This window comes from Actinoplanes sp. NPDC051859, assembly GCF_044452725.1.
GTDB lineage: Bacteria > Actinomycetota > Actinomycetes > Mycobacteriales > Micromonosporaceae > Actinoplanes.
Genome location: NZ_JBITBX010000010.1, coordinates 276492 through 302282 on the forward strand (window position 1 = coordinate 276492; position 25791 = coordinate 302282).

A 25791-nucleotide genomic window follows, 5' to 3' on the forward strand; every position below is an offset into this window, starting at 1 on the left:
CTCCTAGGGATGTGTGTGCGTCGGGATCAGATGCCGCCGTCGACGGTGAGCTCCGCGCCGGTGACCTGGCGCGAGGTGTCTCCGGCGAGGAAGAGGATGGGCCCGGCCACGTCGTCCGGCGTGGCGAGCCGGCCGAGCGCGGTGGCGGCGAGCAGGTGTTGGACCACCGGCGGCGGCAGCTCTTTCGCGGGGTCCTCGGCGGTCACCCCGGGCGCCACGACGTTGACCCGGATGCCGCGCGAGCCGAGCTCCTTGGCGAGGCTGCGGGACAAGCCGAGCAGTGCCGCCTTGGCCGCCGTGTAGTGCGCGCTCATGGGTCGTCCGCGCAGCGCCACGGAAGCGCCGACGTTGACGATCGAAGCGCCGTCGACCAGCACGCCGAGGGCGGCCTGAATGACCCGGTAGGCGGCCGTCACGTTGTGGTCGAAGACCCGGTCCCACTCGGCGTCGTCCAGCTGGGCGAAGGGCACCCGGCCGTCGACGCCGACGTTGTTGACGAGCACGTCAAGACCGCCGAGCTGCTCGGTGCAGATCCCCAGCAGCCGGTCCACGTCCGCGCGGTCCGTCACGTCCGCGGCGACGACGAGGTGGCCGTCGCCGAGCGCCTTCAGCTCACTTGCGAGGGTGTCGGCATCGTTGCCCGGTCGGTGGTGGCAGGCGACGACGCGGGCGCCGGCCCGGGCGAACGCCAGCGCGGTCGCGCGGCCGATCCCCCGGCTGCCGCCGGTGATCAAGACCCGCTTGCCGGTCAGACCCTGGTCCACTGTCCCGCCTCCTGTCTGCGTATGTCCAAGCCGCTGCTGTGGTGCGGCGACATATCGATACTGGCGATCGTCAGTCACGGCCCACTCGAACCGGGGTTGAGCCGCGGCGGCTCCTTCTCGAGAGGTAGCCGGACCACCGGCAGCCGGCTACCGGGCCGCCCACTCAGGCGGCCCGGACTCGGCGAAAAGCTCAGCTGGCGGCGAGCACCGGGCAGGAACCCGGCACAAACCGCCGGAATGGGCGCTGCACGCGGTAGTGGAAGTCACCACGGTCGCTCGCCGCCACCTCGACCAGGCCGAACTCCACGAGCTCCTCCACCACGGTCTCGGTGCGGTACTCATCGGACTCCAGTAGCGTCGCCACATCGCTGAGCGGCAACGCCTGTTCGGAACCGACCAGCATCCGGAACGCCGCTTGCAGGTCGGTGGTCAGCAGCCGGTAGGTGAGCCGTACGCTGCGCGACGCACCGCGTTCCGGCTCGCTCGCCGACGACCCGGTGCCCGCCGACCGGATCCGCTCCACCTGGCGATGGACCGGCCAGTGCGGCTTGAGCTCCAGCTGGGACACCGCTTCCCGCAGCGCTGCCGGCAGGCCCTCACACAAGTCGATGAGCTCCTGGACGGCGGCCAGCTGCGGGCGCACCCGCTGCTCGCCGAGAACTGCGGTGAGCAGTTGCAGCGCTTCCCCGGAGTCGAACGGGCGCAGGTTCACCGTCGAGGAAACCGACGGGTGGGAGAACCGGCGCCGGGCCGCGATGAGCGTCGCACACCGGGGTCCGGTGGGCAGCAGGTGCTGGAGTTGCTCGGCCCCGACCACGTCGTCGAGGACCACCAGCACCTGCCGCCCGGCGGACCAGCTGCGGAAAAGGCTGGACCGTTCGGCCAGCGACTCCGGCAGCCGGGAGCCCGTGAACCCTGCGGCGCGCAGGAATCCGCCCAGCGCTTCGGCGGCGTCGACCGGCGCACCCGCGTCGTCGGTCAACCGGGCGTAAAGCCGGCCGTCGGGGTATTCGTCGCGCAGCCGGTGTGCCAGGTGGACGCAGAGCGTGGATTTGCCCACGCCGGGCGCACCCACCACCACGACCGCCGGCGGGGCGCTGCGCTCCCGACGAGCGAGGACCTGAGTGATCTGAGCCGTCTCGGCCGTACGACCGACCACCCGCATTACGTCCGGAGGGAGCAGGTCGGGCTGCTCGACCGCGGCTGGGCGGACACCGCCGGCGAGCACGGTGTCCATGCCGTCGCCGAGCACCGGCGACTCGATGGTCGGGTCAGCGACCAGGACGGCCTGGTGCACCCGCTGGAGTTCCTGCATCGGTTCCAGGCCGAGCTCCTCGGCCAGGGTCGAGCGGGCCTTCTGGTAGACCCGCAGCGCGTCGAAGCGCCGGCCGGCCCGGTAGAGCGACAGCATCAGGCGGGCTTGCAGGCTTTCGTCGGTCGGCCGCTGGGCCACCATGCCGGTCAGTTCGCCGATGATGTCGTGGTGCCGGCACAGCCGCAGGTCGGCGTCGATGCGCTGCAGGGTCAACCCGCGGCGCTGCTCCTCGAGCCACACCGTGTTGGCCCGCAGCAGCGAGCCGGTGGTGACGTCGACGAGCGCCGGCCCGCGCCAGAGTTGCAGCGCCGCCCGGATGGTGTCGGCGGCGATCTCGACCGAGCCTGCGTCGAGTTGGGTCCGCGCCCGTTCGGCCAGCCGCAGGAACTCGGCGGAGTCGACGGCTCCTTCTTCGAGGCTGAGGATGTAGCCGTTGGATGAGCGGTGCAGGGTGGGCGGGGTGCTGTCGCCGTCGGAGTCGGCCGGGCCGCCGAGGCCCAGTCGGTACAGCTTGCGCAGGTGGTAGACGTACGTCTGCAGGGTGGTGGTGGCGCTCGACGGCGGCCGCTCCTCCCACAGCTCTTCGATGATCTGGTCGGTGCTCACCACCGTGTTGGCGTTCATAGCCAGCAGGGCCAGGACCTGCCGCAGTTTCGGTGCGGACGGGACCAGCGGCTGACCGGCGCGGGCGACCTGGAAGGCGCCAAGCACATTCACCTGCACGACGTCCACCCCCTTACGCGGCGCTCGTTGCCACTGATCGTGATCGGCTGCGGGACTGCATGCTCGGAAGCTCGGTGCAATTCCACGTGGATTGTTCCCCCATCTCTCCAACCCATGGTGGCTATGTCAAGCACCATGCCGTGAATTACGGGGAAGACCGTGGAACGCACGGATCCATTTTCCCTCGAATCACTCTGGAGTGGGGATGACGGCTTCTCGAGCAGAGCCGATCTTTGCTCGCTGCGGCCGCCGCACACCGGATCGTCACAGCAATCCCTAGCAGCTAATTCATCCTCGAACCGGGCACGCAAACCGGCGATGAACGTTCCGGCGGGCTCTGATACTGCCGATTTCCCGACCGTACGGGATCCCGCAACGGCACGCCAGCACCGACCCGGCGACCCCTAGGGGTCAAAGGGGCGAAAGCCTCGTCTCACCGCGGAGGATCACCCCGCTAGCCAGCAAATACGCCGTTTTGTGCCACCGCCGGATGACAGCCCAGCGACCGAGTCGAAGTCCCGGGAAACAAACGTGTCGGCGGTCACATACATCTGCAGATGTATGCCACGGTGCCGCGCACGCATTCTCCTGACCCAAGATACGTCCGGCGACCGATGTGCCGCACGTCCACGATATTGCAGAATCATGCGCGTCCGGTTCTTTCTGCAGCCCCGCCGACGATTAATCGGTTGCGCAGACAACCGCGAAGTCCTCGGTTATCTCGAGGCGTCGCCGAGTGAGATTCGACTGCCGCACTCAAGCATTGGGGCCGATGAATTCGCCCCGCGGCGTGCGGGTCGAGCCGTATCCACCACCGAGAGGGTGTAGTCGATGTCAGGTTTGGTGGGCTGGGTGGACTTCTCCGCCCGTGATCTCGAGCAGGAAACGGCGGTGCTGTCCGCGATGGCGGACGCGCTAGCCACCCGCGGGCCGGACGGACAGCACGTGTGGGCCCGGCGCGATGTCGGGCTCGGCTTCCGCGCACTGTCCATCGGTGCTGCTCCCGCGGCACGACAACCGCATGTGCGGTCCACACCGGACGGGCCGGTCGCTGTCGTCATCACCGGCACACCGGTGGGGCTCGGCGCGCTCGCCGGCTGGCTGCGCGCCCGAGGCCGCGGGGTGCCGGAGAACGCGGGCGCCGCCGAGTTGATCGCCGCGGCCTATCAGGAGGACGGCACGGCCGCCGTGGTCCGACTGACCGGCGCGTTCGCCGTCGCGATCTGGGACGGCCGCCGCGACGAGCTGGTCCTCGTCCGCGACCGGTTCGGCAACCAGCCACTGTATTACTGGAGCACCGACACCGGCCTGGTCTTCGGCTCCGAGCGCAAAGCCCTCTTCGCGCACCCCGAGACGGAGGCCGCCGTCGACCTCGACGGCATGCGCGAGCTCTTCACGTACGCCGGGACGGCCGGGCACGGCATCTTCGCCGGTGTCCGCCAGGTCGAGGCCGCCGAGATCCTGCGGTTCAGCCGCGCCGGTATCCGTCGCGAGAAGTACTGGCGCCTGACCACGGCCGAGCACACCGACGATCTCGACACCACGATCGGCACGGTTCGGGAGTTGCTGTCGACCAGCGTCGCCGATCAGCTCGGCGACGCCGACGGGGTGGGCATCATGCTCTCCGGCGGTGTCGACTCGTCCGCGGTCACCGCACTCGCCGCCGACGCCCTGCAGCGCCGCGGCGGCGGCAAGCTGCGGACCTTCACCGTCACGTTCGCCGAACACGCCGACAACTTCACGCCCGACGAGGTGTGGGCCACCCCGGACGCCCCGTTCGTCCGGGACATGGTCGCGCACGTCGGCGCGGAGCACACCGACGTGGTGCTGGACACCGCCGACATCCTCGACCCCGCCGTTCGCGAAGCGACGCTGGTGGCCAAGGACGTGCCCAGCCCGCTCGGCAACATGAACACCTCGCTGCACCTGCTCGACCGCGAGGTCAGCAAGCACGTCCAGGCGGCCCTGCTGGGCGAGATCGCCGACGCGGTGTTCGGCGGATTCTCCTGGGTGCACAACCCGCAGCTCGCAGCCGCGCAGACCATGCCATGGATCGCCATGGCGCATTACGGCGGCGGCAAGCACGGCATGGGCGGCGACCTGCTGCACCCCGACCTGCTCGACAAGCTCCAGCTCAACGACTACTGCACCGCGGCGTGGGAAACCTCCGTCGCCCAGGTCGACCACCTGGCCGGCGAGAGCGACGTCGACCGCAAGATGCGGCGGATCAACTACCTGCACCTGACCCGCTGGCTGGAAACCCTGCTGTCGCACGACGAGTCGATCGGCATGTCCACCGGTCTCGAGGTCCGCATGCCGTTCTGCGACGACCAACTCGTCCAGTATGTCTACAACGTTCCGTGGGCGCAGAAATCCTTCGACGGCCAGGAGAAGAGCCTGCTCCGTGCGGCGGTCGCCGATCTGCTGCCCGAGTCGGTGCGCACCCGACCCAAGAGCCCGTACCCGGTGACTCAGGACCCGGCGTACGGCAAGTGGCTGATCGACCAGCTCGGCACGCTCGTCGCCGACCCGGGGTCACCGGCCGCGGCGCTGGTCGACACCAAGGCCATCGAAGCCCTGCGCGCCGACCACTCGGTGCTCGACAGCGGGCCGCGGGCCTGGGTCGCCCGGGCCAACGTCGAAATGGTGCTGGGGCTGGACGCCTGGCTCCGCCGATACCGCGTCCGCGTCGACGTCTGACCAGGCCCGCCGATCCCCCTGACAACGCAGAGCCGGCACCGCTGCGGTGCCGGCTCGTAAGGAAAGGACAGTATCGATGTTCGAGGCCCTGCTGGGCGCCGACACCAGTGTCGGCGCAGCGCTCATCGTCCTGTGGACGTGGGCCGCATGGCAGCTCGGGCGCCTGACACAGCGGACCGAGCGGAAGAAGATCGCGTCGGGCGGCACGTGGACGGTGGTGCTCCTGCTGATCGCGGGCGTTCCGGCGGTCGCGAAGGCCGGGCTCATCGCGCTGTTCCTCTCGTACGGCTGGGAGTTCGGCGCCAACTACGTCGTGTTCGCCGTGCCCATGGTGATCGTCCCGGCCGTCCTCGCGTACGTGTGGACGTTGCCTGCAATCCTGCGGGTGCGGCGCGCGGCGCGCAGCAACCAGGGCGAGGTGCAGGCGGCCGCGCTCACCGACCTCAAGACCGCTTTGCCGGTGCGGTTGACCGCGATCGGCGGGGTGCTGGCCCTCTGGCTGGGGTTCTTCAAGCAGCCGACGCCGGGGCTCGGCGACGACATCGCGCTCTACTACGGGCTGTTCCTGCTCGCGGCCGCGTGGCAGGTGTTCCGGTTGCGCCGCGTCGCGACGTGGCTCGCCACGGGCACCCGCCCCGCATTCGGTGTCCGGGCCACCCGGACCGGTGCTGCCGTCGTGGCGATCGTGGCGTGCGCCGTGCTCGGCGTCGTCTGGTCGGCATCGGCCAGCAAGCTGCCGGGCAGCTACAACATGACCGATCACAGCGGTGGCGCCATGGCCGCAGGCGACGGAAACCGATCTGGCGTCACGCATGTGGCCCACCAGAGCTCGGGCGGCCGCTCCATCACCGCCCTGACCGGCCCGCGCGATGAGAAGCCCGACAAGAAGTTCACGCTCACCGCACGCAAGATGCAGCTGACCCTCCCGGGCGGGGCGAAGATCGACGCCTGGACCTACGACGGCACCGTTCCCGGGCCCGCGCTGCGCGCCAAGCAGAACGAGCTCGTCGAGGTTGAACTGATCAACCAGGACGTCGAGGCCGGCGTGTCGCTGCACTGGCACGGCATCGACGTGCCAAACGCTGAGGACGGTGTGCCCGGCCTCACCCAGGACGCGGTCCCGCCGGGCGGCCGGCACGTCTACCGGTTCCGCCCGCCGGACGCCGGCTCGTACTGGTACCACTCGCACCAGGTCTCCTCGGAGCAGGTCCGCGCCGGGCTCTACGGCTCCTTCGTCGTCGACCCGCCCGAGGGTCCGACCGCCGGGGTCACCGACGTGCCGGTGGTGGTGCACACCTTCAAGGGCCAGATCGCCACCATCAACGGGATCGACCGGCTCGAACGCTCGACGATCGCTCCCGGCACGAAGGTGCGGCTGCGGCTGGTCAACACCGACAGCAACACCCGCAAGTTCGCACTGACCGGCACGCCGTGGCGGCTGGTGTCCATCGACGGCACCGACCTCAACGGCCCCACCGACGTCACCGACAAGACCCTCACGCTGGGCGGCGGTGGTCGCTTCGACGTGGAGTTCACCATGCCGGCAGCTCCGGTGCGGCTCGCCACCTCGCTCTTCCCCGACCAGGGACTGCTGTTCACCCCGGACGGGTCCGGCGACCGCGCGGCCGACTTCACCGGCGAGGACCTCGACACCACCAGCTACGGCACGCCCGCGCCGACGCCTTTCGGCCGGGACACCGAGCCCACCAAGACCGTCACGTGGGTCATGGACAACCACTTCGGTTTCTTCGACGGTGGCTTCCACATGGTCTTCACGGTCAACGGCAAGCTGTTCCCGGACGTACCGCCGGTGGTGGTGCGCGAGGGCGACATGGTCAAGGTGCGCTTCGTCAACCGCAGCTTCCTCGACCACCCGATGCACCTGCACGGCCACAAGGTCCTGGTGCTCTCCCGCAACGACAAGCCGGCCTCCGGGAGCCCGCAATGGCTCGACACCGTGCTGGTCCATCCCGGCGAGACGTACGAGGTGATGTTCCGGGCGGACAACCCGGGGCTGTGGATGGACCACTGTCACAACCTCGACCACGCGGCGATCGGCATGATGATGCACCTGAGCTACGAGGGCTGGACGACGCCCTTCCAGGCCGGGCACGACACCCCGAACCAGCCGGAGTAGTGCGGTGACCACCGCACCGGCACGACCCACGAACGACGGCGGCGGGCTCCCGGGTGCAGTGCGCCCGGGTGGTCCGGCCGCGCCCCGCACCGACCGGCCCTGGCTGGTGCTGTCCGCCGTCCTGGCGGGCAGCTTCCTGCACACCTTCGACATGATGGTCATCAGCGTCGCGGTCCCCTCCATCCAGGACGGCATCGGCGCGGGTACGGCGGCCACCCAGTGGATGCTCGCCGGTTACACCTTGCCGTTCGCGCTGCTGTTGATCACCTTCGGCCGGCTGGGCGACGCCGTCGGCCGGCGCCGGATGATTCTGTGGGGCTCGCTCAGCTTCACGGCCGCCTCGGTGCTCTGTGCCGTGGCGACCGACCCGGCCATGCTGATCGCCGGCCGGGTGTGGCAGGGCGCTTCGGCGGCCGCGCTGACGCCGCAGGTGTTGCCTGCCATCATTCTGCTGTTCGACGGCAAACGGCGGGGCGCGGCGCTGGGCGCCCAGGCCGGGGTGATCGCGTTAGCCACGGTCTCCGGCCCGCTGCTGGGCGGCCTGCTGCTCGCCGCTGACCCGGGCGGGTTGGGCTGGCGCACCATCTTCCTGCTCAACGTGCCGGTGGGCCTGTTCACCGTTGCGGCGGTCCTGCGCTGGTTTCCGCGCCGCGACACGGTAGCCGCCCAACGACCGCAGCTCGACGTGGGCAGCGTCGCGATGGCGACGATCGGCCTGCTGTTACTGATCTTCCCGCTGGTGCAGGGTCGGGAACTGGGCTGGCCCACCGGCGCCTTCGCCCTGGTGGCGCTGTCGATCCCGGTGCTTGCCGCGACCCTGCGCCGCCAACGCCGCCGGGTGCAATCCGGCCGCTACCCGTTGATCGCGATGAGCCTGTTCCACCAGCGCAGCTTCCTGGCCGGCGGGGTAGCCAACTTTCTGCTGATCGGTGGCGTCTCCTCGTTCTTCCTGGTCTTCGTCGTCTATCTGCAGTCGGGCCTCGATTACCCGCCCGCACGGATCGGCATTACCACCGCGGCGTGGGCCATCGCGGCAGCGGTTGCCTCCGGCGCGACGGTGCCGCTGGCCCGCCGGGTGGGCCGCCCGATGCTCGTGGCCGGGGCGGCGGTCATGGCGACGGCGATGGCGCTGCTCTGCCTCGCGCTGTGGCAAGGCGGTCCCGGCACCGCGACGTGGCTCATCGCGGGGTGTCTGGCGCTGGCCGGGCTGGGCCAAGGCATGCTCAGTCCGCCGCTCTACAACCTGACCCTCACCGATGTTCCCGAGGCGGACGTCGGCTCGGCATCCGGCGTGTTCGGCATGCTCACCCAGGTCGGCAGCGCGCTCGGTGTGGCGATCATCGGCGCCTTGTTCTACGGCCTGCTCGGCGACGGACTCTCCGGCCCGCACTACACCCGGGTGATGGCGCTGACCCTGGCCTGCCACGTGGCCTGCTTCCTGGCCGTGGCCCTGATCCTGCAGCGGTTTCTACCCAGGACCGCCGCAGCCCGCGCCACCTGACGCGACATGTCCACACAGGGGAGGACGCATTGTCACCTACCAGAAGAACGATCATCGGCGGACTGATCGGCGGTGCCGCCGTCACGGCACTGCCGTTCGCCCTCCGCGGCGAGCCGGGTAGCCGGCCGACCGCCGTTCCCGATCCCGGATTCACCCGGATCGCCAATCAGGCAGCGCTGCCCGCGCAGTTCTCGCTGCCGTTGAAGTTCCCGCCCGTCCTGCGCCCTACCCGCACCGACAGCACCACCGACTACTACACCATCACCGCCCGAGAGGCGAACCTCACCATCCTGCCCGGGATGAGCACCCGTGTCTTCAGTTACGAGGGCAGCTTCCCGGGTCCGACGATCGAGGCGCGCAGCAACCGGCGGGTCGTCGTCACCACCACCAACCAGCTGCCCGTTCCCACCGTGACGCACCTGCACGGCGGGCACACGCCAGCCGACAGCGACGGTTACGCCACCGACCTGATCCTGCCGGTGGGCGGCTGGCCCGCGGCGCCTGCACACGCCACCAGCCATACCGGGCACATGGGCCACGCCGCCGAGATGGCCGGGGTGGTCGCGCAGGGCACTCGGGATTACGTCTATCCCAACAAACAACGAGCGGCCACTCTCTGGTATCACGACCACCGGATGGACTTCACCGGTCCGCAGGTGTGGCGCGGCCTTGCCGGCTTCTACCTCATCCGCGACAGCGTGGACGACGCACTGCCGCTGCCGGAAGGCGACCGGGAGCTCCCGCTCATGATCATGGACCGCTCGTTCGACGCGAACGGGCAGTTCACCTATCCGTCGGCCGACCCGACGCTGCGCACTCCTGGGCTGACCGTGAACCCCAACGGCGTGCAAGGCGACGTCATGCTCGTCAACGGTGTGCCCTGGCCGTTCCACGAGGTCAAGCAGGCGAAATACCGGCTGCGCCTGCTGAACGCCGCCAACTCGCGACGGCTGCGGGTCTCGCTCAGTCCGAGCCCGTCCGGGGGCAAGGCCTTCACCCAGATCGGCAGCGACGGCGGTCTCCTCGCCGCCCCACAGCAGATGTCATCGATCTACATGGTGCCGGGCGAACGGTTCGACGTCATCGTCGACTTCAGCAAGTACGCCGCCGGCACCAACGTGGTCATGACGAACTCGCTGGGCGAGAGCAGCACCAACAAGATCATGCAGTTCCGGGTGACCGGACCCGCCTCCGACAGCTCGTCAATCCCGGCTCAGCTCTCCACGGTGGAGCGCCTCGACCCCAACCAGTCCGTCCGGACCCGGACCTTCACGTTCCTCAACACCAGTCGCAACGGTAAGGAGGTGCACGTCATCAACGACCAGTTGTTCTCGACCGGCTACATCATGGCGGATCCCCGCCTCGGCCAGATCGAGACCTGGGAGTTCCGGTCCTCGACCCACCACCCGGTGCACGTGCACCTCAACCCGTTCCAGGTGATCTCCCGCGAGGGCGGTCTCGAACCGGAGGACGCCGGCTGGAAGGACACGGTCCGGCTGACGCCGGGCGACTCGGTGCGGGTCGCGATCCGCTTCGACGACTACGCCGGCAAGTACATGCTGCACTGCCACAACCTCGAGCACGAGGACATGGCGATGATGGCCAACTTCCAGGTCAGCTGAGCCCGTACGCCCACAGAAGCGTGCGATGCCGAGCACCCGGCATCGCACGCTTCTGCTTTTCGGGGGGTTCAGTAAAGACATTGACCGGCGTGCCGACCTGACACCATCCTGCCGCGCCTTTCGCTCGCGCACATCGGGCGCACGATTCACCTCCCAGTACAGCCGCGGTCGCAGCCTTAGCACGAAAAAGTACATCTGGCGATGTACGCCCCTCACTCATCACCATCTAAGCAGCTCTGAACTGCAAGAACATGGCCGCGAAGTCGGGTATCGGATACGTCGGAAGAATGACTTCGGCTATTTCCGCCGACCGCTGCCGCACCTAGGGGAATTACCGGATGACCCCTCGCCGGCACCCATGCCACAATTGCCGCCGTGAAGCGTAGAAGTCTCCTTTCCCTGGCCGCTCTCTCCGGTGTCAGCGTCGCCGTGGGTGCCTGCTCGTCCGGATCAGGCGGAAACCCCGGCGGCGCCTCCGCGTTCACCAACCGGCTGCGCATCCCGCCACTCGTCAAGCCTGAGGTCGGCGGCGATGGCGTGCAGACGTTCACCCTGAACCTGCAGGCCGGCGGCCGCACCGAGTTCCTGCCCGGCAAGACCACCGACACCTGGGGCATCAACGGCGCCTACCTCGGGCCGACCGTGCGCGCCGCCAAGGGCGACAAGGTGCGGATGAAGGTCACCAACAGCCTGTCCGAGACCAGCACCCTGCACTGGCACGGCATGCGGCTGCCCGCCAAAATGGACGGTGGCCCGCACCAGATGATCGAGCCGGGCGCCACCTGGACCCCGGAATGGACCATCGAGCAGTCGATCATGACCTCGTGGTTCCATCCACACCTGCACGAGAAGACCGCCATGCACGTCTACCGCGGGCTCGCCGGCCTCTTCCTCATCGACGACCCGGCCGGCCCGAAACTGCCCGGCGAGTACGGCGTCGACGACGTGCCCCTGATCATCCAGGACAAGACGTTCTCCGGCGACGGCCAGTTCAACACCGGCCGGGTCGACGAGGGCACGTACGGCCTGCTCGGCGACACCATCCTGGTCAACGGCACCTTCGACCCGTACCTGGACGTCACCACGGAGCTGGTTCGGTTCCGGCTTCTCAACGCGTCCAACGCGCGCGTCTATCGAGTGGGCTTCGCCGACAACCGCACGTTCCAGGTGATCGGCAACGACGCCGGCCTGCTGGAGAAGCCGGTCGAGGTGGACCGCGTCAAGATCAGCCCCGGCGAGCGCTACGAGATCGTGGTCCGGTTCGCGGCCGGCGAAAGCGTCGTCATGGACAGCGTCGGCGAGGACTCGAAGTCGGCGAACGACATCGAGGAGGAGGACTTCCGCCTCGTCAAGGTCGTGGCCGCCGCGACCCTCTCCCCCGGTGTGGCGATCCCCGCCACGCTGGGCGGCACGGCCACCGTGGCGCCGCCCGCAAGCGCCAAGGTGCGGGTCTTCTCGCTGTCCGGGTCCGAGATCAACAACAAGGACATGGACATGACCCGGATCGACGAGGTGGTCCCCGCGGGCGCCCTGGAGATCTGGGAGCTGGACAACACCACGTTCGCGCACAACTTCCACATTCACGAGGTGGCGTTCCGCGTGCTCGACGTCGACGGAGTGCCGCCGCCGGCCTACCAGGCGGGGCCCAAGGACACGGTGTTCGTGCCCAAGGAGGCGAAGGTGCGGCTCGCGGTCCAGTTCGGGCACTTCACCGATCCGCTGTCGCCGTACATGTTCCACTGCCACATCCTGCGGCACGAGGACAAGGGCATGATGGGCCAGTTCGTCATCGTCGAGCCGGGCACCGAGGCGCAAGTGCCTCTCGTCCTTGCCGGCGGACACGGCGGCGGGCACGGCGGCCACGGCTGACCAGCGAATCGCCCGGGTGCCGGCACGAGGCCGGTCCCGGGCGAGGTATGCCGCAGCGTCAGGGACGCAACCGGACCGGCAGCGTTGCCAGGCCGCGGATGACCAGGTTGTCGCGGTATTCCAGCTCCTCCTCAGCGACGGTCAGCCGCAGGTCGGGCGCGCGCTTGAGCAGTTCCGTGAACGCGATCCGGCCCTCGAGCCGGGCCAGCGGTGCGCCCAGGCAGAAGTGAATCCCGCCGTCGAAGGACACGTGCTTGTTGTCCGTACGTGTGAGGTCGAGCTCGTCGGGTCTCTCGAAGACTTCAGGGTCGCGATTGGCGGCACCGCGCATGAGCACCACCTGGTCGCCCTGCGCGATGTGATGGCCGGCCAGCTCGACATCTTCCAGCGCGGTCCGCCGCGTCAGCTGCGTCGGCGGGTCGAACCGCAGCAACTCCTCGACCGCACTGCGGGCCAGCTCCGGCCGGGCGGCAAGCTGGCGCCGCTGCTCGGGGAAGCGCATCAGCGCCAGAGCGCCGTTGCCGATCAGATCCATCGTGGTCTCGTGCCCGGCCACATAGAGCAGGATGCACGTGGTCAGCAGTTCCGCCTCGGTCAACGCCGAGCCGGACTCGCGCACGGCGGCAAGCCCGCTCAACAGGTCATCCTGCGGGCGTTGGCGTCGCTCCTCCAGCAGTCCCCGGAAATAGTCGTCGAACCGGGCGAACGCCTGCCCGCGGATCCTCATCTCCTCCGGCGTGTGCTGAAAGTCAGGATCCACCCCGCGGGCCACGACGTGCGAAAGCTCCTTGACCGACTCCATGTCGGCGCGCGGCACCCCCAACAACTCGCTGATCACCATGACCGGCACCGAATAGGCGAAGGCGTCCATCAGGTCGACGTCGTTGCGCGCCTCCGCCCGGTCGAGGAGCTCGCCGACGATCTGCCTGATTCGCGGCTCCAGCCCGTCGATCATGCGAGGCGTGAACGCCTTGTTGACCAACGAGCGCAGCCGGGTGTGCTCGGGCGGGTCGAGCATGATGAACGGCCGACTGCGTCCCGCTACCGGCCGCCGGAAGGTGTTCTGCTGCAACAGGTGCGTACCGTGCCCGAATCGCTTGTCGCGAAAGACCGCGACCACGTCGCGGTGCCGGCTGATCAACCAATGGCCCAGCGGATTGCGATAGATCGGCGCCCGCTCGCGCAGCCGCCGGAGCCACGGGTACGGATCCGCGCGATGAGCCCGGTCGAACGGGTCGAAGTCGATCGGGTCGAAGTCGATCGGTGCGGGACGCTCATCGGTTTCCGTCACGGTGCTTCTCCGTTCAGCGGTGGTTCTCGGGGGAAGGTCAGCTCACAGCTATCGCGGTGGCGTTGACCGCCAAAGCGACGACGGCGCAAGCCGTTCGCAGCAGATGCCAACGGCGCCACAGGGGCCGAGGGTCGGCCCAGTCCGTCGGCATGTGGTCCGGGTCGAGGGTCCGCACCTGCTTGTTGATCGGCACGTTGGCGAAGTGCGACACCACCGAGACCACGACCAGCAGGACAGCGGCGGTAGAGAACAGCGGTGCGGTGGTCTGCGGCGCCACGGCGATCAGGACGAGGTCGAGCGCCATCGTGCTGAGCACGAGGATCGGCATCGTCGGGTCCCAGTTGCGACCCAACAGCTTGTGGGCGTAGATGTAGCGGCCGGGCGGCATCGCGATCAGCGCGGGCAGCGTGCTCAGCGCTACGGCGAACAGGACCCCCGCCACCACCCCGTTGCCCACCAGGACAGCGACCTGAAGTGTCTGCGTGAGCACGGCTCAGCCGGCCGTGCTGAGGCGGGTCTGACCGAGGTGGCTGACGCAGCGCATGACGCTGGCGGTGAACGTCCGCACGAAGCCCTCCGGCGTGTCCGTGTCCCGCGGCCGGGACAGGTACGGCTTGATCTTCCGCTCGAACTCGCGGACGCCGGGCTGGCCGGCCATGTACCGCGCGACGCTGGCGATGTCGCCCTCGAACTCGATGAAACGCACCATCGTGTCCTCCTTGAGGAACACGGCGGTGCCGATGATGCGTGCCACCTCCGCGCCGCCCTCGTCGCGTACCGACGGCGACGACGGCCGCCGGTAGTCCGTGAAGATATCGGCGATCTCCTGCTCGAAGCCCGCCTTGATGTCGTATCTGATCGCGGCAATCGGCATGCCAGTGCTCCTGTCGTGCGGGTGACGATCTCGCCCAGCACGCTCACATCCGGATGTCGACGAGGGCTTGAGAACGACTCGAACAAACCGCGTCGAGTACGCCTCGACGCGGCTTCCAGCCCGGCGCGGCAACCTGCGGGCGGACATCACAAGCAGGCGCGGCCCGCGGCGGCGCCGGAAGGGTAGAAGCCGTGCGTGACAACGAGTTCACCGCGCCGCAGCCCCGGGTCATCGGGCGCGACGCGGGACCGGCCGGGCGGACGTTCCGCATCCTGGCCGGTCTGACCGGACTGCTGCCGGTCATCGTCAAACTGGACAGCGTCGGCGAGGTGCTGGCCGGGCTCGCCTGGCTGGTGGTGGTCGCGGCGGTCTTCGTCGGCGTCGTGGCGCTGCTGCGGCCGTGGCTCGACGGCAGCCGGGACCGGGTGCTCAGTCCCTGGACGGGCAGCGCGCTGATCCTGCTGCCCCTGATGGCGTACCCGTTCGGGTTGATCCCGGAGGGACCGGCGGTCGGCGTCCGGCTGTTCACCGACGGTTCGGTGCTGTTGGCCGGCCTGATCGGCTACGGCGGGCTGGAAATGGCCGCTCTGTCCACCCTGGTGCTGCGGACCAGGCCGAAGCTGTACAGCCAGTACAACGTCGTCGATCTCGTGGAGAACGCGCCGGAGCGGGCCCGGAACCGCCCGCTCGCCCGGGCCGCCTCCGTCGCCGGCATGCTGGCCTTCTCCTGGTACTGGATCGTGCCCAACCTCGTGGTGAACGGGAGCCCGCTCGACGGCCTGCGCGAGACCACCCGCAGCCTCGACCCGGTGGTGGCCCTCGTCATCGTCGCGGTCGCGGCGGCCCTGGCAGCAGCCCGGGTCAGCACGACCACCGGCCGTACGGCCTGGGCGCTCGTCGCCTTGCTGGTCTTCTTCGCCGCAGGCGCGACGGTCGGCGCGATGCCCGACGCCCTGTACTCCGCGATCATTCTGGTAGGCCTCGTCGTCGGGATCGTGGCGCTCTTCCGGCGGCGTACCCCCGAGGCCAGCAGCCCGCCGCCCGGCCTCGGCACCCCGGAACGGGTCTGACGGAGTGTGACCGTCCGCCCAGGGTGAGCGGTGACACCCGCGCACCATGGGCGGAATCCGGGCAAATGGTCGCCCACCCGGTCACACTCGGCTTGCCGGGCCCGGCACAGCCCTCTACGGTCGACGCGGACCGCCCGGCAATGCATCGGGCCTCGCCGGCCGGAGGAGGGTGGATGACCGACAAAGCCTCGGCCTTCCACGCTTTCTTCGAACAGCACCACAGCGAGCTTGCCCGCCTCGCCTACCTGATGACCGGCGAAGCCTCCGCCGCGGACGACCTGGCCGCCGACGCGCTCACCGAAGTGTGGCGGCACTGGTCCCGGGTGGCCGCGGCCGACGACCCGGCGGCGTACGCCCGCGGCATCGTCACCAACCTCACCCGGAACTGGGTCCGCCGCCGGGTCCGCGAACGGCACGGTCTGCTCGGCCTCACCCTGCTCGGCAGCACCCGCCGCGACTCGGAACCGGACACCCCCGCCGTGCTGGACGTCCGCAGCGCCTTGCGCCGGCTGCCGCACCGCCGCCGCGCCTGCGTGGTGCTGCGGTTCTCGTTCGACCTGTCGGAGAGTGAAGTCGCGAAAACGCTGGGCATCTCGGTCGGCACCGTGAAGAGTCAGACCTCGCGGGGTGCCAAGCAGCTCGCGGAACTGCTTGGCGGCAGCACGGGTGAGGCAGCCCGCTACGGCGGCTGGGAGGCGGCACGGTGAACTACAACCGGATGTCCGACGACGAGCTGCGTACGGTGCTGGGCCAGGCGGCGCAGCAACACCAGCCGGACCGGACCGCAATGCTGAATCGCATCGCGGCCAACCGGGCCGCAGAACCGCCTGCCCGGCGCCCGCGGCAAGCGATCCGGATGGCCGGCGCCGCGCTTGCCGTCACGGCGGTGCTGGGCGCCGGCGCAGTGACGCAATGGGCGCTCGCGGACGACGACCGCACCGACACTCCGGCCGCTCCCCCGTCCGCAACGGCGTCGCGGCTCCCCTCGCCATCACCAAGCGCCACGCCGCCCACGTCCGCGGTGTCGACGCCGCCGGATGTGCCGCCCGCGCGACCGACCTCGAAGCACCCGAGCACATCGACCACCACCCCGCCGGCGGCGGAAGACCCCGGTGCGGGCGGCACCAAGGTGGAGCAAGGACCGCTGTGGTCCGACGGATCGGTGCGGCGCTCCACCGACACGGCCGCCCGCAGCGAGATCACGCTCAAGCTGGGCGAGCCGGTCACCGCGCTGACTGTCACCGTACGGGTGAAGCGCACTCCCGGCCTCGCCGACCAGGGAGCCGTGCACGACGTCACCGGCGCGCGCGTCGACTCCCAGGTCATCCAGGAGCCGGACGCTTTCGTCTACCGCTTCACCCTGTCCAGCGGCACCCTCGCCAAAGGCACCCACGTCTTCACCGCCCGGTACGGCCACGAGGACCGCGGCCGTGACGCCGGCGGCGACACCTACCGGGCGACAGCGACCACCGCGGCGGGCGACAATCTCACCGTGTACGGAGACTTCTACTAGCAGAGGCCGACATGGACCTGGACGGGTACGCGCGTGAGCTGCTCGACGAGCACCGATTCGTCGTGCTCGGCACCGCCGACGAATCCGGCCTGCCCTGGGTCTCTCCGGTGTTCTACGCGCTCGACGGCCCCGACACGCTCTATTGGGTGTCCCGCCCGGAAGCGCGGCACTCGGCGAACGTCGCGGTGCGCCCCGAGGTGAGCCTGGTCGTGTACGACTCTTCGAAAGCCGCGGGCGAGGGCGGCGCGGTCTACATGTCCGGTCACGTGGCGGTCGCCGATCCGGCGGAACTGCCCACGTTCAACAGCGAAGCAGTGCGCAAGGGCGCGTACGAGGTGCGGCTCGGCGACCACTTCCGGCTGTACCGGGCGACGGTCACCGACCACTGGGTGCTGCACCCGTCGTTCGAACGGGACGAGCGGGTCCGGGTACACCCGTAGGGCGGGTATCGGACTTCGACACCCGCCCTCGCGTTTTTCGGTGCTACTTCAGATTGATGCGGTTGGCGATGCAGGACCGGCCGTCGGGCTGGGTGCCGACCTGCTTCGGTTCGCCGCTGGTGACGCCCTTGAAGGTGGCGCAGATGACGGTCTTGGCGCCGCCGCCGACCACCGTGACACCGTCGATGCGGGCGGTGTCACCCAGGTTCGGGTTGATGCCGACCAGGGTCTTGAGCGGGGCCGTGACGGTCACGCCGGTGATCCGTACGTGCCGGTCATGCTGGTTCTTGCAGTTGCCGCACGAGCGGTAGAGCTTGCCGATGTCGGCCGCCTGGAAGTTGCGGATGATCATCGTGCCGGGACCGTTGTGCTGGAACGTCTTGTCGGCCGCGTGCTGCGCGCCGCCGCCGTCGATCGTCATGGTCTGACCGGCCGCGGTGCCCTTGAAGGTGGCGGCGTCCTCGCCCACGTCCTGCCACCACACGTTGCGCAGGGTGCAGGTGCCGAGGCAGTGCACACCGTCGGCGGCGGGCGTACCGATGATGACGTTGCTCAGCGTGGCACCGTCGGCCAGCTGGAACATCGGGTCCTGGCCTTCGCCCTGGCCGCCGTCGCCGAGCGCCGCACCGCCGACGAACCGGACGTTGCCGCCGTCGACACTGCCGCTGATCTTCCGGGTCGCCGTCAAGGTCTCGGTCCGCACCGGCTGCGGCCAGCTCACCACCGGCGTGGTCGGAGCCTCGGTGACCGGCGGCGTCGTGGTGGGCGGCGCGGTCGGCCGCTTGGTGGGCGGGGTGGTCGGGGTCTTCGTGGGCTTCGTGGGCGGCGTGGTCGACGTAGCCGTGGGCACCGGAACGGCGCCGATGACCGGACCGACCGTGACGTCGTCGAAGGAGGCGGCGGCGCCGGATGTCAGCAGGCCGACGCGGCCGTTCTTCAGCTTGCGGCCGGTGGCGTCACCGACGAGGACGTCGTTCACGTAACCGCGGACCCGGGTGCCCTGGACGTCGATGCGCAGACGGTGCCAGGTGTTCGCGGCGTTCGGCAACGTCAGGGAGCCGAGGGCGGTGACGGTCGAGCCGCGTACTTCCTCGAGGCGGGCACCGTCACCGACCAGGACGAGCCGCTGAAACTTGCGGGCGCCGTCGGCCCGGGCCGCGATGCCCGCAGCAGCCGCCCCGGGCAGGGCGGCGGGCCGCACCCGCGCCTGCACGGTGTAGTCGGTCCAGCCGGTGTCGCCGGCGAACATCCTGGCGAGTTCGCTGCCCGCGTTGGCCTGCCGGAGGACCCGGCCGCCGTCGTCGATCACCGACCAGGAGCCGCCGGACTTCGACCAGCCCGCCGTGTCGCCATCGGCAAAGTCATCCGACAGGGCGGTGCTGCCCGCGAAGGCCGTCGCGGCGATGCCCACGGCGGCTGCCAGCACCACGGTGAACCCGCCTGCCAGAGCAAGACGGCGCCGGCGGCCGGTCGTTGCGTGTCTCATCCGTCTGTTCCTCCAGATCTAGGTTTGACACCCACGGGTGGCCGTTCGCGCCGCTCAGGTTGTCCGTGGCGATCGAATGTGTCCCAGGTCACAGAGGGTCGTCTCAGGGTTTCCTGGGGGGATGACCCGATGGTGCCGCCGCCCCGAGCTGACCAGGCTGAGGGATGTGATCGCCGACTTAGAGAGCGCCGCCACCGCCTTCATCGACTGGATCGCCACCCTCGACTCCTGGGCGGTCGTCCTGGTCACCGCCCTGTCCAGCGCCATCGAGGCCACTTTCCTGCTCGGGCTGTTCATCCCCGGCGAATCCGTGGTGACGCTGGCCGGTGCACTGCCGCGCGGCCCCGGTGGGTTCGCCCTCGCGGTCGCCGCCGGCACGGCCGGCGCGATGACAAGCCAAATCGCCGGGTACGCCGTAGGCCGCGTCCTGGGATCACGGCTGCGCGACACCCGACTCGGGCAGCGCATCGGGACAGAGCGGTGGGACCGCGCCGAGACGTTCCTGCGGGACCGCGGCGCCGCGGCGCTGGTGGCGATCCGCTTCGTGGCGGTCATCCACGCGGTGGTGCCGATCGTGGCGGGCACGGTCCGCATGCCGTTCGGCCGATTCGTGGGCTGGTCCGCCGTGGGCACCACCGTCTGGGTCACCGCCTTCGCCGCCGTCGGGGCGCTCAGCTCCGGCAGCGGATCCTCGGACGGCACCGGCGTGGTCCTCACCGCGGTCGGCGCCACCTGCCTCGGCATCGTCCCGTTCGCCGGACGCCTCCTGCGCCGCACCAGCCGAGTCGTCCGGCGGACCGCGATCGCCTGATCGGAAAATCTTCACCTGGCGCGCAGCCGGCGACGGCTGCGCGGCGAGCGGCGTAGCTTGTGGGAAGCAGGTCGTCCGACCGACACCCTCGGCGAGGAGCCATCGATGAACAAGCTCATCAACGACCCCGCGACCATCGTCTCCGACGCGCTGCGCGGCCTCGCCGCCGCCCACCCGGAACTCCACGTCGACCACGAACACCGCATCGTCCGACGCGGCGACGCCCCCGTGTCCGGCAAGGTCGGACTGGTCTCCGGCGGCGGCTCGGGACACGAGCCCCTCCACGCCGGGTTCGTCGGCCCCGGCATGCTCGACGCCGCCTGCGCGGGCGAGGTCTTCACCTCGCCCGTACCCGACCAGATCCTCGCCGCGACCACCGCCGTCGACGGCGGCGCCGGGGTGCTGCACATCGTCAAGAACTACACCGGCGACGTCATGAACTTCGAAATGGCAGCCGAACTCGCCGAAGCGGAGACCGGCGTGGCAGTAACCGCCGTGGTCGTCGACGACGACGTCGCCGTCCGCGACAGCCTCTACACCGCCGGACGCCGCGGCGTCGGCGCGACCGTTCTGCTGGAAAAGATCGCCGGCGCCGCCGCAGACCAGGGCCGTCCCCTGGCCGAGGTCGCCGACGTCGCCCGGCAGGTCAACGCGAACGCCCGCAGCATGGGACTCGCGCTCACCTCCTGCACCGTCCCCGCCGCCGGAAAGCCCACCTTCGACCTGCCCGACGGCCAGATGGAAATCGGCATCGGCATCCACGGCGAACCCGGCCGCCGCCGGGTGCCGATCGCACCGGCCACCGAGATCGCCGAAATGCTGCTCACCCCGATCCTTGCCGACCTCGACTTCACCAGCGGCTCCGGCGTCATCGCCTTCGTCAACGGCATGGGCGCCACCCCACAGCTCGAGCTGTACCTCATGTACCACGAGGTCGCCGAAATCCTCGGCAAGCACGGAATAACGGTGGCACGGTCGCTGGTCGGGTCGTACATCACCAGCCTCGACATGGCCGGCTGCTCGGTGACGCTGCTGCGGGCGGACGACGACCTGCTGCGGTTGTGGGACGCGCCGGTGCGTACCGCGGCGCTGCGCTGGGGAGCCTGACCGCCATGCCGGACACCGTGGACACCGCGGCCCTCGCAGGCTGGCTCGAGGAATTCGCCCGGCTGATCACCGCCGAGCGGGACCTGCTGACCCGGCTCGACTCCGCCATCGGCGACGCCGACCACGGGGTCAACCTGGACCGAGGCATGACCGCGGTGCTCGCGGCAAACGCCGACGGTCTGCCCGCCACCCCCGCCGAACTGCTCAAACGGACCGGCATGACGCTGGTGAGCCGGGTCGGCGGGGCCAGCGGCCCGCTCTACGGAACCGCGTTCCTGCGCATGGCCACCGCGGCCGGCCCGGCGCCAGCCCTCGACGCCCGCGGCTTCGCCAAGGCCCTCCGCGCCGGTCTTGACGGCGTGGTCGCCCGAGGCAAAGCCCAAGCCGGCGACAAGACGATGTACGACGCCCTCGCCCCCGCGATCGACGCCCTGGACGCGGCCCTGGACACCGGGCAGCCCTTGCACGCCGCGTTGACGGCCGCCGTCCAAGCCGCCGAACAAGGCCGGGAGGCGACCATCGCGATGGTCGCACGCAAGGGCCGCGCCAGCTACCTGGGCGAGCGCAGTGCCGGCCACCAGGACCCGGGCGCCACGTCCGTGACTCTCCTGCTGGCCGCCGCTGCGACCACCTTGTGCGTGGACTGATGGTGGGGCTCGTCGTCGTCAGTCACAGCCGCGTGCTGGCCCAGGCCGCGGTGGCACTCGCCGCGGAGATGGTCCCGGCCGGTGCAGTGCCGATCGAGGTCGCGGCTGGGCTCGACGAGACCACCTTCGGCACGGACGCTGTTGCCGTGGCGGATGCCATCACGGCCGCGGATCAGGGCGAGGGTGTCGTCGTACTCATGGATGTGGGCAGTGCCGTGCTGTCTGCCGAGCTCGCGCTGGAGCTGCTGGCGGACGACGAACACCGCGAACGGGTGGTGCTCTGTCCTGCGCCGCTCGTCGAGGGGCTCGTCGCCGCCGTGGTTGCTGCCGCTGGCGGGGCCGGCCGGAACGAGGTCGCCGGTGAGGCCGCCGACGCGCTGGCGGGGAAGCTGTCGCAGCTCGGTCTCTCGCCCGCCAGCCCTCCGATCGATGAGCCCGCCCCCACCACGCCTACTCCCGCCACTTCTGCGCGCGCAGGCTCCCCGGCCTTGGCCCCGGCGCCCGCCGGGGCAGCCTTGGAAAACGGGATCCCCGTCGCACCTGAGACCACCGCTGCGGCCGAGGTAGGTGCCGAGGCTTCGAATTGGGCTGAGGCGACCGTCACGGTGACCGGCAGACACGGTTTGCATGCGCGGCCCGCCGCTCGGCTTGTGACCGCGGTCCGTGGTCTTGATGCCCGGGTGGAAATCCGCAATCGCAGCACCGAATCAGACTGGGCGCCCGCGAACAGCCTTTCCCGGGTGACGACCTTGTCCATCCTTGAAGGACAACAGCTGGAGGTGCGCGCTTCCGGTCCGCAGGCGCATGCGGCCGTCGCGCAGGTTGTCGCGCTAGCTACCCACGATTCGGATGGTGTGCGGAAGCTGCCCACGTCGGCCACTCCCGGGGTGGGCATCGGTCCCGCCCGGCACCTAGGCGCCGATGACATCGCCCTCCCCGAGCGCGCCTACCTGGGGGCAGACGAGGAGTGGCGCCAGCTGGAAGCCGCGCGGGCGACGGTTCGCAGCGAACTGCGCCGGCTCCGGACCGCCACGGCCCACGCCGTCGACGAGAGCCAGGCGGCGATCTTCGATGCGCATGTGCTGCTGCTCGACGACGAAGACCTCCTCTCGGCGGTTCGGCAGCACATCGCGGACGGCATGGACGGGCCACACGCCTGGGCCGCCGCATCGCATCAACTCGCCGAACAGTTCGACGCGCTCGACGACGCGTACCTGAAAGCACGGTCCGCCGACGTCCGAGCGGTGGCGCGGCAGACGCTGCGCGCCCTCCTCGGCGGCGTCGCGGGCAGTGCAGAAGTCGAGGCGGGCGTCCTGATCGCGGCCGACCTCACGCCGGCCGAGGCGGCCGAGCTGGATCCCGCACGGGTCGCCGGAGTGCTCCTCGCCTTCGGCAGCGCTACCTCGCACAGCGTCATCCTCGCGCGTGGCCGGGGAATACCGGCCATCGCCGGAGCAGGACCGGCGGTGCTGGACATTCCCGCCGGAACGACAGTGGCCCTGGATGGCAGCACCGGCGAGATGGTGATCGACCCGGACGAGTCGGTGCTGGCATCGTTTCGCCGGCGGCTGAACGACCAGTCCATTCGGCAGGAACGCGCCAATGCCCAGGCGCACCAACCGGCGGTGACCCGCGACGGCACCAGAATTTTCGTCGGTGCGAACGTCGGATCGGTCGCGGACGCCCGAGCCGCTGTGGCACACGGCGCTGAACTGGTAGGCCTGCTCCGGACCGAATTCCTGTTCCTCGGACGGGACACCGCACCCGACATCGAGGAGCAGGAGGCCGTCTACCGGGAGATTGCGGGTGCGCTCGACGGGCGTCGGTTGACCGTACGCACCATCGACATCGGTGGCGACAAACCGCTGTCCTATCTGCCTGGTGTTGCTGAGGCCAACCCGTATCTCGGCGTCCGCGGCATCAGGCACTCATTGGCACACCCTGCGCTGCTCGCCGATCAACTCCTGGCGATCGCCCGGGTCGCCCGCGATGCGCCCGTCAGCGTCATGTTCCCGATGATCAGTACGGTTGGCGAGCTGTTGACGGCCCGGCGGATGCTTGACGACGCGGTAGCTCGTACCGGGACCGGCACCCCGGGCGGTTTACGGGTCGGGCTGATGATGGAGGTGCCGGCCGCCGCGTTGAAGGCTGCGGCGTTTGCTCCGTACGCTGACTTCTTCAGTGTGGGAACGAATGACCTGACGCAGTACGCGATGGCTGCTGAACGCGGTAACCCGGCGCTTGCGGGGCTGAGTGACGGCTTGGACCCGGGTGTGTTGCGGTTGATCGACGCGGTGTGCCGCGGCGCGGGTGATCGAGTGAGTGTTTCGGTCTGTGGCGAGCTGGCCGGCGACGACGCCGCGGTGGGGCTGCTTATTGGGCTTGGGGTGCGGGAGCTGAGCGTGGCACCGGGCGCGGTGCCCGCCGTGAAGGAGTGCGTTCGGGCCGTGGAACTGACCGAAGCGGGTCAGCTTGCGGAGCGCGCGCTGCACCTTGCAGACGCGGCGGCAGTCCGGGCGCTGCACCCGACAGTACGGCGCGACTATTCGAAGGCGAGAACAGGGAACCTATAGGTCCCCAGTCGCGAGTTCGAAGTTGGCTGCCGGGACCGAGTGCGGGCACGTTGGTGGCGAGCAGCAACGGTCTAGGAAGGCTGAGGCTTCATGATTCAGCCGCGCCTCTGACCTGGCACTCCTTCTCCACAAGGGGCGCTTGGACCAAGATCAATACACGCACTTGCACAGCAGCCAAGGCCACGTAGAACAGCCATTACGGCGCGACTGCACCGCGTAGCTCAGCACAGAGAACCTACAGCCCCGAACGGCATCCTGCCTTCGGGGCCTCTTCATGCCCGGAGGACTCAATGACCCGTATATGCATCTCCCCCGTTGCCCAGGCGCGAGGTCTCGTCATCGACGCCCTGACGCTGCTTGTGGAGGCCGACGCCATCCTCGCCAGCACCGCGCGAACAGACGCCGGCATGGCATATCAACGCGACGCCCCGAATGAGGCATCGCGCCCGCTACCACCGAACGTGGAGGGTTACGCCTGTGGCACCCGCGTCGCTGGCTCCCGAGGAGGGCAGCGATGAAGTCGCACCGCGCGCGTACGGAACGAACTGAAGAAGCGGCCCTCGTGCTGATCCTCGTCATCGTCGGCTGCCTCGCCGGCTGGGCATCGGTGGGTCACGTCGCGAACTGGACTATGACGAACTCGCCTGTAGGCACATCCGTGGCCTACGGCCGCACAGCTAGCCGCCGCCTCAGCCTGATGGTTACCTCGTGGATCTTCGCTAGGGTGTCGACAAATTAACTTAGAAGCGCAAGGGACGGCTGCGATCGGCCGTGATTAGCACCAGGAGAAAACATGGCGAAACAGATTGTTGAAACGCTGATCGATGACCTTGACGGGGTGAGGCGACCGAGACCGTGACATTCTCCTTCGGCGGGAACAACTACACGATCGACCTGAACGAGGCTAACGCCGAAGCCCTGCGTAACGCCTTGGCGCCGTACGGGGGGTGGCGACGAAGTTTGGGCCGGGGCTTCGGCACCTGGCGACCTGGGCGTTACGCCGTCACGAGCCCGGCTGACGACGAGGGCCGACAATAAGGCGATCCGCGAGTGGGCGGCGAGCAGCGGTCACCAGCTTTCCGAGCGAGGGCGTATTCCGCAGCACATCATCGAGGCGTACGAGAAGGGGCAGAACGCACCCGCGCCCCAGCCGGCGAAGGCGGCCAAGTCGTCCAAGGCTGCGGTGAGCACACCAACCAAGGCAGCCAAGCGGACACCGCGGAGGAAGGCCCCTGCGGTCCAGTTCAAAGCGAGCTAAGAGCTGCTAACACGATCTCTGCTGGCGGGATTTGATCAGGCGTCGCCAGCAGATGAGGGCGCAGGCGAGGCTGACCAGGCTGTCGTGGAT

21 protein-coding genes are annotated in these 25791 nt (G+C 69.5%); 15 read left to right on the plus strand and 6 right to left on the minus strand.

Features of this window, described 5'->3' with window-relative positions:
• Positions 1-26: 26 nt before the first annotated feature.
• Positions 27-764, minus strand: coding sequence for an SDR family NAD(P)-dependent oxidoreductase (locus ACIA1L_RS25240; RefSeq protein ID WP_396075372.1), 738 nt, complete (start codon positions 762-764; stop codon positions 27-29).
• 190 nt (positions 765-954) lie between these two features.
• On the minus strand, positions 955-2802 hold the full coding sequence (locus ACIA1L_RS25245; protein WP_396075373.1) for a BTAD domain-containing putative transcriptional regulator: 1848 nt from the start codon (positions 2800-2802) through the stop codon (positions 955-957).
• An 831-nt stretch (positions 2803-3633) separates the two neighbouring features.
• Between ACIA1L_RS25245 and asnB the strand changes: the two genes are divergently transcribed.
• The 5 genes from asnB (at position 3634) to ACIA1L_RS25270 (ending at position 12631) form a co-directional block, all read left to right on the plus strand.
• Positions 3634-5502: an asparagine synthase (glutamine-hydrolyzing) gene (gene asnB, locus ACIA1L_RS25250; protein WP_396075374.1), complete on the plus strand. Its 1869-nt coding sequence runs from the start codon at positions 3634-3636 to the stop codon at positions 5500-5502.
• A 76-nt stretch (positions 5503-5578) separates the two neighbouring features.
• Positions 5579-7639: a multicopper oxidase family protein gene (locus ACIA1L_RS25255; RefSeq protein ID WP_396075375.1), complete on the plus strand. Its 2061-nt coding sequence runs from the start codon at positions 5579-5581 to the stop codon at positions 7637-7639.
• 4 nt (positions 7640-7643) lie between these two features.
• Positions 7644-9140, plus strand: a complete 1497-nt coding sequence (locus tag ACIA1L_RS25260; RefSeq protein WP_396075376.1) for an MFS transporter — start codon at positions 7644-7646, stop codon at positions 9138-9140.
• Positions 9141-9169: 29 nt separating this feature from the next.
• Positions 9170-10762: a multicopper oxidase family protein gene (locus ACIA1L_RS25265; protein ID WP_396075377.1), complete on the plus strand. Its 1593-nt coding sequence runs from the start codon at positions 9170-9172 to the stop codon at positions 10760-10762.
• Between the two features lie 375 nt (positions 10763-11137).
• A complete protein-coding gene (locus ACIA1L_RS25270; RefSeq protein ID WP_396075378.1) occupies positions 11138-12631 on the plus strand; it encodes a multicopper oxidase family protein in 1494 nt (497 codons plus the stop codon).
• Positions 12632-12689: 58 nt separating this feature from the next.
• Here the strand turns inward: ACIA1L_RS25270 and ACIA1L_RS25275 are convergent, their stop codons facing one another.
• Genes ACIA1L_RS25275 through ACIA1L_RS25285 form a run of 3 tightly spaced genes read right to left on the minus strand, consistent with a single transcriptional unit; the run spans position 12690 to position 14796 of the window.
• Complete coding sequence (locus ACIA1L_RS25275) at positions 12690-13922, minus strand: cytochrome P450 (protein ID WP_396075379.1); 1233 nt, start codon at positions 13920-13922, stop codon at positions 12690-12692.
• Between the two features lie 37 nt (positions 13923-13959).
• Positions 13960-14412, minus strand: coding sequence for an anthrone oxygenase family protein (locus ACIA1L_RS25280; protein WP_396075380.1), 453 nt, complete (start codon positions 14410-14412; stop codon positions 13960-13962).
• A gap of 3 nt (positions 14413-14415) precedes the next feature.
• Complete coding sequence (locus ACIA1L_RS25285; protein ID WP_396075381.1) at positions 14416-14796, minus strand: SchA/CurD-like domain-containing protein; 381 nt, start codon at positions 14794-14796, stop codon at positions 14416-14418.
• Positions 14797-14987: 191 nt separating this feature from the next.
• Between ACIA1L_RS25285 and ACIA1L_RS25290 the strand changes: the two genes are divergently transcribed.
• The 4 genes from ACIA1L_RS25290 to ACIA1L_RS25305 all read left to right on the plus strand — a co-directional run bounded on the left by ACIA1L_RS25290 (position 14988) and on the right by ACIA1L_RS25305 (position 17819).
• Entirely contained in the window at positions 14988-15866 is an 879-nt protein-coding gene (locus tag ACIA1L_RS25290; protein ID WP_396075382.1) for a DUF6410 domain-containing protein, read from the plus strand.
• Between the two features lie 173 nt (positions 15867-16039).
• Positions 16040-16573 carry a SigE family RNA polymerase sigma factor gene (locus ACIA1L_RS25295; RefSeq protein ID WP_396075383.1) on the plus strand — a complete coding sequence of 178 codons (534 nt, stop codon included), beginning with the start codon at positions 16040-16042 and terminating at the stop codon, positions 16571-16573.
• The gene (locus tag ACIA1L_RS25300) at positions 16570-17379 is read left to right on the plus strand and encodes a hypothetical protein (protein WP_396075384.1); all 810 of its coding nucleotides are present in this window, start codon (positions 16570-16572) and stop codon (positions 17377-17379) included. Before ACIA1L_RS25295 ends, ACIA1L_RS25300 begins: the two co-directional genes overlap by 4 nt.
• Positions 17380-17390: 11 nt before the next feature.
• Positions 17391-17819 (plus strand): pyridoxamine 5'-phosphate oxidase family protein, encoded by a 429-nt coding sequence (locus ACIA1L_RS25305; RefSeq protein WP_396075385.1) that lies wholly within the window; start codon positions 17391-17393, stop codon positions 17817-17819.
• Between the two features lie 43 nt (positions 17820-17862).
• Here ACIA1L_RS25305 and ACIA1L_RS25310 read toward each other — a convergent pair whose 3' ends face one another.
• Positions 17863-19305: a pectate lyase gene (locus ACIA1L_RS25310; RefSeq protein ID WP_396075386.1), complete on the minus strand. Its 1443-nt coding sequence runs from the start codon at positions 19303-19305 to the stop codon at positions 17863-17865.
• 166 nt (positions 19306-19471) lie between these two features.
• Between ACIA1L_RS25310 and ACIA1L_RS25315 the strand changes: the two genes are divergently transcribed.
• The 6 genes from ACIA1L_RS25315 (at position 19472) to ACIA1L_RS25340 (ending at position 25701) form a co-directional block, all read left to right on the plus strand.
• On the plus strand, positions 19472-20116 hold the full coding sequence (locus ACIA1L_RS25315; RefSeq protein ID WP_396075387.1) for a DedA family protein: 645 nt from the start codon (positions 19472-19474) through the stop codon (positions 20114-20116).
• Positions 20117-20221: 105 nt separating this feature from the next.
• A complete protein-coding gene (gene dhaK / locus ACIA1L_RS25320; RefSeq protein WP_396075388.1) occupies positions 20222-21223 on the plus strand; it encodes a dihydroxyacetone kinase subunit DhaK in 1002 nt (333 codons plus the stop codon).
• Positions 21224-21228: 5 nt separating this feature from the next.
• Positions 21229-21870 (plus strand): dihydroxyacetone kinase subunit DhaL, encoded by a 642-nt coding sequence (dhaL, locus tag ACIA1L_RS25325; protein ID WP_396075389.1) that lies wholly within the window; start codon positions 21229-21231, stop codon positions 21868-21870.
• A complete protein-coding gene (gene ptsP, locus ACIA1L_RS25330) occupies positions 21870-24443 on the plus strand; it encodes a phosphoenolpyruvate--protein phosphotransferase (RefSeq protein WP_396075391.1) in 2574 nt (857 codons plus the stop codon). Before dhaL ends, ptsP begins: the two co-directional genes overlap by 1 nt.
• Before the next feature lie 855 nt (positions 24444-25298).
• Complete coding sequence (locus ACIA1L_RS25335) at positions 25299-25481, plus strand: histone-like nucleoid-structuring protein Lsr2 (RefSeq protein ID WP_396075392.1); 183 nt, start codon at positions 25299-25301, stop codon at positions 25479-25481.
• A gap of 4 nt (positions 25482-25485) precedes the next feature.
• The gene (locus ACIA1L_RS25340; protein WP_396075403.1) at positions 25486-25701 is read left to right on the plus strand and encodes a histone-like nucleoid-structuring protein Lsr2; all 216 of its coding nucleotides are present in this window, start codon (positions 25486-25488) and stop codon (positions 25699-25701) included.
• The last annotated feature ends 90 nt before the right edge of the window (positions 25702-25791 follow it).

Coding starts and splice junctions, on each gene's coding strand:
- ACIA1L_RS25285 (WP_396075381.1), bottom strand. CDS start 14,796: ATGCCGATTGCCGCGATCAGATACGACATCAAGGCGGGCTTCGAGCAG.
- ACIA1L_RS25255 (WP_396075375.1), top strand. CDS start 5,579: ATGTTCGAGGCCCTGCTGGGCGCCGACACCAGTGTCGGCGCAGCGCTC.
- ACIA1L_RS25305 (WP_396075385.1), top strand. CDS start 17,391: ATGGACCTGGACGGGTACGCGCGTGAGCTGCTCGACGAGCACCGATTC.
- asnB (WP_396075374.1), top strand. CDS start 3,634: ATGTCAGGTTTGGTGGGCTGGGTGGACTTCTCCGCCCGTGATCTCGAG.
- ACIA1L_RS25295 (WP_396075383.1), top strand. CDS start 16,040: ATGACCGACAAAGCCTCGGCCTTCCACGCTTTCTTCGAACAGCACCAC.
- ptsP (WP_396075391.1), top strand. CDS start 21,870: ATGGTGGGGCTCGTCGTCGTCAGTCACAGCCGCGTGCTGGCCCAGGCC.
- dhaL (WP_396075389.1), top strand. CDS start 21,229: ATGCCGGACACCGTGGACACCGCGGCCCTCGCAGGCTGGCTCGAGGAA.
- ACIA1L_RS25310 (WP_396075386.1), bottom strand. CDS start 19,305: ATGAGACACGCAACGACCGGCCGCCGGCGCCGTCTTGCTCTGGCAGGC.
- dhaK (WP_396075388.1), top strand. CDS start 20,222: ATGAACAAGCTCATCAACGACCCCGCGACCATCGTCTCCGACGCGCTG.